The following is a 7,210-nucleotide window of genomic DNA, read 5'->3' as shown; positions in this document are numbered from 1 at the left end:
CGGAAGGCGAAGGTGTCCTTCGACCGGGAGATCAGCTGCCACCACAACTACGTGTCGGAGGAGCGCTACGACGGCATGGACCAGCTGGCAACCTCGACAAGGGGCGGGTCACCCTCCAGAAGAACCAGACCGTCTCCCTGGTCAAGGGCGGCCGCCCGCTCCTCTCCCAGGTCAAGATGGGCCTCGGCTGGGAGCCGGCGTTCCGCGGCAAGGACATCGACCTCGACGCCTCCGTCATCGCGTACGGTCCGCAGCGCAACCACATCGACAGTTGCTACTTCGGCAAGCTGTCGATCCTCGGCGGCGCCGTCAAGCACTCCGGCGACAACCTCACCGGAGAGGGCGCGGGCGACGACGAGGTGATCGTCGTGGACCTCGGCCGGCTGCCCGCCGACGCCACCGGCCTGGTCTTCACCGTCAACTCCTTCTCGGGCCAGAAGTTCAGCGAAGTGGCCAAGGCTTACTGCCGTTTGATCGACGCGGCGAGCGGCGAGGAGCTGGTCCGCTTCGACCTCACCGGCGCCGAGCCGCAGACCGGCGTGATGATGGCGAAGCTCATCAAGCAGTTCACCGGCGAGTGGGAGATGACGGCGATCGGCGAGTTTGTGAAGTCGCGCACAGTGCGCGGCATGGTCAAGCCCGCCGCGCAGGCACTCTGAGCAGGTGGGCGGGCACATGGCGCCACCGGGGACCGTAGCGGGTGATGGAAGCCACGCGTAATCCGGAGGTGGCTGTCAGTGCCCGCCCGTAGCCTTGGACTCATGCACGAGTCACCCACACCCACGGGTCCGGCCCGCCCGTCCGCCTCCGAGGCGAACGAGGCGATCCGGCACCTCGTCGACACCGGTGTGGGCGGCGAGTGGCCCTCGGAGGCGTATGAGTTCCTCCTCGCCGAGTGGGCCGTCGCCTCCCGCGCGGAGGTCTCCGCAACCCAGTGAGCCGGCGGGCCGTCCGAAACGGCGGCCCCCCGGCCCTCAGAGGCGACTCTCCGGCAGGGCGCCCCGGCGGCGGTTCCCGTCGTGCGGAGGCGGTCAGCGCCCGCGCCGCCACGGACCGGTGACGGCCAGCATGATCCCCGGGTCCTGGATGTTGGCGTACAGGGTGCGCCCGTCCGGTGAGAAGCAGACCCCCGTGAACTCCGAGTACTCCGGCTCCTGCGCCGACCCGATGTTCAGCTCGTTGCGCGCCAGCGGATACGTGCGGCCGTCCCCGGTCGCGCCGAAGAGGTGCTGCAGTCCCGATCCGTCCTCCGCGATGACCAGTCCGCCGTACGGCGACACGGTGATGTTGTCGGGGCCGTCGTAGCCGCCGTCCGCCGACGGGTCGGCGTTCACCCCGATCAGGACGGTCAGCCGGACCGTGCGCCGCTTCGGGTCGTAGAACCACACCTGGCCGTCGTGCGCGGCGCCCGGGCTTTCCGCGCGCGCGTAGGACGAGACGAAGTACGCTCCGCCGTCGGCCCACCACATGCCCTCCAGCTTGCGGCCGCGGGTCACGACGCCGTCCGCGAACTGCCCGCGCACCGCCACCGTCCGCGCGTCCCGGTCCGGCACGTCCACCCAGTCGACCCCGTAGACGGTTCCGATCCGCGTCGCGCGCGAGAGGTCGTCGACGAACCGGCCCGTACGGTCGATGCACTTGGCGGCCTGGAGCGCACCGGCGTCGTCGGCGAGCGTACGGAGCCTGCCGCGCCCGTGGCGGAAGCCGCGGGGCGGGGTCCAGCGGTAGAGCAGCCCGTTGGGGCCGGAGGCGTCTTCCGTCAGGTAGGCGTGGCCCTGGCGCGGGTCGATGACCACGGCCTCGTGGTCGTAGCGCCCGAACGCCTTGACGGGCCGCGGGTCGCGGTTGGCGTGCCGGTCGTGCGGGTCGACCTCGAAGACGTAGCCGTGGTCCTTGGTCATGCCGTTCTTGCCGGCGAGGTCGGAGTTCTCCTCGCAGGTGAGCCAGGTGTCCCACGGGGTGGCGCCGCCCGCGCAGTTGGTCGACGTACCGGCGATGCCCACCCATTCGGCGACCTCGCCGCCGCGCCGGACCTCGACGACCGTGCAGCCGCCGGCCGCGGCCGGGTCGTAGACGAGGCCCTCGGTGTGCGGGACCGGACGCGGCCAGGTCTCGCGGCGGCCCTTGAGCTCGTGGTTGTTGACGAGGAGGGTGACCCCGCGGTGGCCCGCGAAGGCGGCCGTGCCGTCGTGGTGGGACGGGGTGGTCTCGCCGGTCTCCAGCCTGGTCACCCCGCTGTGCGTGATCACCCGGTACCGGAATCCGGCGGGGAGGGCGAGCAGTCCGGCCGGGTCGGGGACGAGCGGTCCGTAGCCGGGCTCGCAGGGCTTGCCGTGCGCGTCGCGGAGCGCGCCGTCGTCGGCGGCGAGGGCCCCCGGCGCGGTGGCCAGGGCGCCGACCGTCCCGGTGAGCGCGACGCCCGCTCCGGCGATCACGGTGCGGGCGGTGAAGTCTCTGCGGGTGAGGGGCATCGGGGCTCCAGGGTGGGGAGGTGGTGCGCCTGTCGTACGGTCGTCGGCGCACACGCTCCCGCCCGCACGTGAACGGCGGCTGAACTACCCAGAAAGACGGACCGGCCCCTTGCCCGGGGCCGCAATGGCGGACTCCGGCCCAGGAACGGCGCGTTGTCGCCGCCGCGCGGACGGGCCGGGCGGCCCCGGGCCCAGCCCGCCCGCCGTCCGCTCCCCGGACCGCGCCCGGGCCGCCCGCCGTCCGGGCGGGACCGCCCCCGCCGCGGGAGACCTGACGGCCGGGCGGCCCCGGACCGGAGCACCGCCCGGACCACCGCCCCGGCGGGACTCCGGGCCCGTCCCGCGCGTCCCGTCTCCCGCGCCCCCGTGCCCGGGAGGGCCCCCGGCTCAGGACTGCCGGGACCGGGCCTTGAACGCGGCCTTCCGGGCCTCCTTCGCCGCCCTCTTGTCCGGGTGCAGCCGGCCCATCGCCTCCAGCACGTAGGCGGTCGCCGGGTGTTCCACCCGCCACGCCTTCTCGAAGAAGCCCGCGTGATGGGCGGTCAGGGTCTCCATCAGCAGCGGCAGCTCCCGCGTCTCGCCGTCCGCCGCGAGCTGCGCCGCGATCGTGTCGACCGTCAGCCAGAACACCAGGGACGCGTCCGGCGCCGGAATGTCGGCCGCCCCGCGCTCGGCCAGCCAGACCCGGGCGAGCCCGCCCAGCTCCGGATCGTCCAGCACCGCGCGGACCGCCCCCTCGGCCGACGGCCCGGCCGGTGCGAGGGCCTGCTGGCAGCGCAGCCGGCGCAACGGGGCCGCCTCGTCCCCACCGCGGGCCGCGGCGAGCAGCTCGGCGGCGGCGGCGGGCAGTTCGCGGCCGCTCAGCCACTGTTCCATCTCCGCCTGGGCGGCGCCCTCGGGGTAGAAGGAGACCGCGTCGAGCAGCGCGTCCGCTCCCTTGCCGGCCAGGTCGCCGACGGCCGGGGCGTCGACCCCGGCATCCAGCATCCGGGCGCGGACGCCGTAGAGGCCCAGCGGCGTCAGGCGGACCATGCCGTAGCGGGACACGTCCTCGTCATCGTCACCGCCGTCGGGGTGCCCCGCCGCGATGTCCGCGTCGTCCGCCTCCGCCATCAGCGCTTCGTCGACGGGCCGGAACTCGACCAGCCCGATGGGCTCCAGCTGCCGGAACTGGTCGTCCAGGCGCATCATCGCGTCGGAGACCTGCTCCAGTACGGCGTCGGTGGGCTCGCCCATGTCGTCGGGCACCACCATGGACGCGGCGAGCACGGGCAGCGGAACGGGCTCGTCCGCGGCTCGGCCCTCGGCGACGGTGAGCAGGTAGAGGTTGGCGAGGACCCCGTCGAGGAAGTCCGCCTCGCGGCTCGGGTTCCAGTCCAGCCGGTCGAAGTCGACACCGCCGCCCGCGTCGAGCGCGTCGACGAGGTCGTCCAGGTCGGGCACGGCCGCGTCGGCGAGGACCGTGTCCAGGGCCGCCAGCCACAGGTCGAGCACGTCGCCGGGCGCGCCGCCCGTCACGAGCGCGAGGTCCTCACCGGGCGCGGCGGTTCCGTGGTCCGCCGCGGCGGCGTCCTCCTCGGCGCCGCCGTCCGGGCCCGTACCGGGGGCCGGCGCGCCGTCGTCCTCCGGCTCGGTCACGTCGACCAGGCCGGTGTCCACCGCCACCCGCCACGCCTGGCTCGCGTACATGGCGGAGTCCGCGTCGCCGGCGTCGAGCCCGAGGGCCGCGGCGGCCTCCGGCAGCTGTTCGGCGACGAGTTCGCCGCCGACGTCGACGCGGGTGGCGGGCCCGGCCCAGCGGGCCAGCCGTACGGCGCGCGCGAACAGCGGGGCGGCCAGGGCGGCCCCGGCCAGTTCCGCGTCGGAGTGCAGCCGGACCGGCGGCAGAGTGGGGTGCGGCTCTGCGGACATGGGGTGGTTCTCCTCGCGGACGCGGTGGGGCGGGCCGTGACGATCGGCCGGGCCGGACGGTGCGGACGGGTACGGCGGTGGCGCCCGGCCGGGCGGGCCGCCGGGCCCCTCCGGGGCGGACGCGGCCCTCGTACGGCGTCCCAGCGTAGACGCATTTCGGGCGCGTCCGGCGGGTCGGCGTCTTTGGTTCATCACACAGTCAGCTGTCGTATTCCCTGGACCCCTTGACAACTTTGCGGGCCACACAGGAAATTGACGCGCGTAGATGTATCGGGAACGGCACACTCCCCGGACGTCTTCACGCCGCACCTCCTCCGTTTCCCTCATCCCACACCGGAGTCCCTGACCATGCGCTCCTCGCATCCCCGTTCCGCCGCCGTCGCGGCCCTCGTCGCCACCGCCCTGGCCACCGGCCTGCTCGTGGGCTCCGCCGACGCGGCCGAGGGCGGCGCCGCCGCCGATCCGGTACGCGTCCACGACATCCAGGGCACCACCCGGATATCCCCGCTCAGCGGTCAGCAGGTCGCGGACGTCGAGGGCATCGTGACGGGCGTGCGCACGTACGGCTCGCGCGGCTTCTGGATCCAGGACCCGGACGCCGACGACAACGACGCGACGAGCGAAGGCGTGTTCGTCTTCACCAGCTCGGTCCCGACCGTCGCCGCGGGTGACGCGGTCAAGGTCTCCGGCACGGTCGGTGAGTACGTCCCCGGCGGCGTCAACTCCGGCAACCAGTCCGTGACCCAGATCTCCAAGCCCGTCGTCACCGTGGTCTCCTCGGGCAACCCCCTTCCCGCGGCCACCGCGATCAACGAGTACACCGTGCCCGCCGAGTACGCCCCGGCCGGCGACCCGGCCGCCGGCGGCAGCGTCAACGGCCTGACCCTGGAGCCCTCCCGCTACGCCCTGGACCACTACGAGTCCCTCGAGGGGATGAACGTCAGCATCGGCACCTCCCGCGTCGTCGGCGCCACCGACCCGTACGCGGAGCTGTGGGTCACGGTGAAGGGCTGGGAGAACGCCGCCAAGCGCGGCGGGACGGTCTACGGCTCGTACGAGTCCCAGAACACCGGCCGCCTCCAGATCCAGCAGCTCGCGCCCCTCGCGCAGCAGCCCTTCCCGGTGGCCAACGTCGGCGACCGGCTGACGGGCACCACCGAAGGCCCGCTGGACTTCAACCAGTTCGGCGGCTACACCCTGGTGGCCCGCACGCTCGGCACGGTCAAGGCGGGCACCCTCGCCCCCGAGAAGACCAAGGCGCAGGCGTCGAACGAGCTCGCGGTGGCGACGTACAACGTCGAGAACCTCGACCCGACCGACCCGCAGGAGAAGTTCGACGCGCTCGGCAAGGCGGTCGTGGAGAACCTGGCCTCCCCCGACATCCTCGCCCTGGAGGAGATCCAGGACGACAACGGCGCCAAGAACGACGGCACGGTCTCGGCCGAGCAGACGCTCGCGAAGTTCACCGCGGCCATCACGGCGGCGGGCGGCCCGGCCTACCAGTGGCGGACCGTCAACCCGGAGGACAAGAAGGACGGCGGCGAGCCCGGCGGCAACATCCGCCAGGTGTTCCTCTACAACCCGGCGCGGGTCTCCTTCACCGAGCGCGCCCCGGGCGACGCGGTGACGGCGACCGGCGTGGTCAAGGAGAAGGGCAAGGCCGCCCTGACCCACTCCCCCGGCCGCATCGACCCCGCGAACCCGGCGTGGGCGGACAGCCGCAAGCCGCTGGCCGGCGAGTTCACCTTCCGCGGCAAGACGGTCTTCGTGATCGCCAACCACTTCGGCTCCAAGGGCGGCGACGAGGGCCTGACCTCGCACCACCAGCCGCCGGTGCGTTCCTCGGAGGCCAAGCGGCTGCTCCAGGCGCAGTCCGTCAACGGCTTCGTGAAGGAGATCCTCGCGGCGGAGAAGAACGCGAACGTCCTGGTCCTCGGTGACATCAACGACTTCGAGTTCTCGGCGACGACGACCGCCCTGGCGGACGGCGGGGCCCTGTACCCGGCCATCAAGTCGCTGCCGAAGGCCGAGCGGTACTCGTACGTGTACCAGGGCAACGCGCAGGTGCTGGACCAGATCCTGACCAGCCCGGCGATCAAGAACTTCACGTACGACAGCGTGCACATCAACGCGGAGTTCTCGGCGCAGAACAGCGACCACGACCCGCAGGTGCTGCGCTTGCGCCCGTAGCCCCCGGACCGCAGAGGGCCCGGCCGGCTCCCCGGCCGCCACCGAGGGGGCACCCCCGCGGCCGGGCCCGCTGCTTCGTCACGGACGCCCCTTCACGTTCTGCGGGCGCGTGCGTCTCCTTCGTGCCCTTCCGGGGCGAGTTGAGGACTTTCGGCCCTGGCGTGACGCTCGACACATCCCTGCCCATTCGACCGGTTGTGGTGTTGAGTATCTGCACGCCCGGTCTTGTACCGCCTTGTACCGCCCGCTCTCCCTGGAGGACCGTGTGTTCCCCTCCATCTCCCTCGCCCAGGAAACCGGCCTCGCCGTCCTGTTCGTGGCCGCTCTCGTCTGGGTCCTCGGCCTCGGACACATGCTGTGGGACAGCCGTTTCCACCACCCGGAGCCCGGCGTCTTCGACGGCCTGCCGGCCATACCGGTCCAGCGCACCTCCGCCGCGCACCCGATGGAGTCGGTGGAGCTGACGGAGGCGGAGCAGCAGGCCTTCGCGGGCCTGATCCGCACGTTCCCCCTGCGCTAGACCGCCAGGACGACCGGGGCTCCGCCCAGGCCCGCGCCTGGTGTGCGCCGTGCTGACACTTCCCAGAAGATTCCCGTACGTCCGTCCTCATTGCTGCCCCGAAAGGCAGATTAAGGAC

At 72.9% G+C, this 7,210-nt stretch carries 6 protein-coding genes; 4 read left to right on the top strand and 2 right to left on the bottom strand.

Going from position 1 to position 7,210, the window contains the following annotated elements:
• Both ABT106_RS30070 and ABT106_RS30065 read left to right on the top strand, forming a co-directional pair.
• Window positions 1-659: TerD family protein (locus ABT106_RS30070; protein WP_502979527.1), on the top strand; the 659-nt coding region annotated here is incomplete at its 5' end.
• 102 nt (window positions 660-761) lie between these two features.
• Window positions 762-938, top strand: a complete 177-nt coding sequence (locus tag ABT106_RS30065) for a hypothetical protein (protein ID WP_267722370.1) — start codon at window positions 762-764, stop codon at window positions 936-938.
• 93 nt (window positions 939-1,031) lie between these two features.
• Here ABT106_RS30065 and ABT106_RS30060 read toward each other — a convergent pair whose 3' ends face one another.
• Window positions 1,032-2,471: an alkaline phosphatase PhoX gene (locus ABT106_RS30060; protein ID WP_351283684.1), complete on the bottom strand. Its 1,440-nt coding sequence runs from the start codon at window positions 2,469-2,471 to the stop codon at window positions 1,032-1,034.
• A 387-nt stretch (window positions 2,472-2,858) separates the two neighbouring features.
• Window positions 2,859-4,382, bottom strand: a complete 1,524-nt coding sequence (locus ABT106_RS30055; protein ID WP_351283682.1) for a hypothetical protein — start codon at window positions 4,380-4,382, stop codon at window positions 2,859-2,861.
• Between the two features lie 348 nt (window positions 4,383-4,730).
• Between ABT106_RS30055 and ABT106_RS30050 the strand changes: the two genes are divergently transcribed.
• Together ABT106_RS30050 and ABT106_RS30045 are read left to right on the top strand one after the other, a co-directional pair.
• Window positions 4,731-6,572: a DUF8508 domain-containing protein gene (locus ABT106_RS30050; RefSeq protein WP_351283679.1), complete on the top strand. Its 1,842-nt coding sequence runs from the start codon at window positions 4,731-4,733 to the stop codon at window positions 6,570-6,572.
• Window positions 6,573-6,837: 265 nt separating this feature from the next.
• Window positions 6,838-7,092, top strand: a complete 255-nt coding sequence (locus ABT106_RS30045; RefSeq protein WP_351283677.1) for a hypothetical protein — start codon at window positions 6,838-6,840, stop codon at window positions 7,090-7,092.
• The last annotated feature ends 118 nt before the right edge of the window (window positions 7,093-7,210 follow it).

It is taken from the genome of Streptomyces sp. NPDC002044, assembly GCF_040296725.1.
In the GTDB taxonomy this organism is placed as follows: domain Bacteria; phylum Actinomycetota; class Actinomycetes; order Streptomycetales; family Streptomycetaceae; genus Streptomyces; species Streptomyces antarcticus.
This window is presented reverse-complemented; position numbering and strand designations above follow the sequence as displayed.

Coding starts and splice junctions, on each gene's coding strand:
- ABT106_RS30060 (WP_351283684.1), bottom strand. CDS start 2,471: ATGCCCCTCACCCGCAGAGACTTCACCGCCCGCACCGTGATCGCCGGA.
- ABT106_RS30065 (WP_267722370.1), top strand. CDS start 762: ATGCACGAGTCACCCACACCCACGGGTCCGGCCCGCCCGTCCGCCTCC.
- ABT106_RS30050 (WP_351283679.1), top strand. CDS start 4,731: ATGCGCTCCTCGCATCCCCGTTCCGCCGCCGTCGCGGCCCTCGTCGCC.
- ABT106_RS30055 (WP_351283682.1), bottom strand. CDS start 4,382: ATGTCCGCAGAGCCGCACCCCACTCTGCCGCCGGTCCGGCTGCACTCC.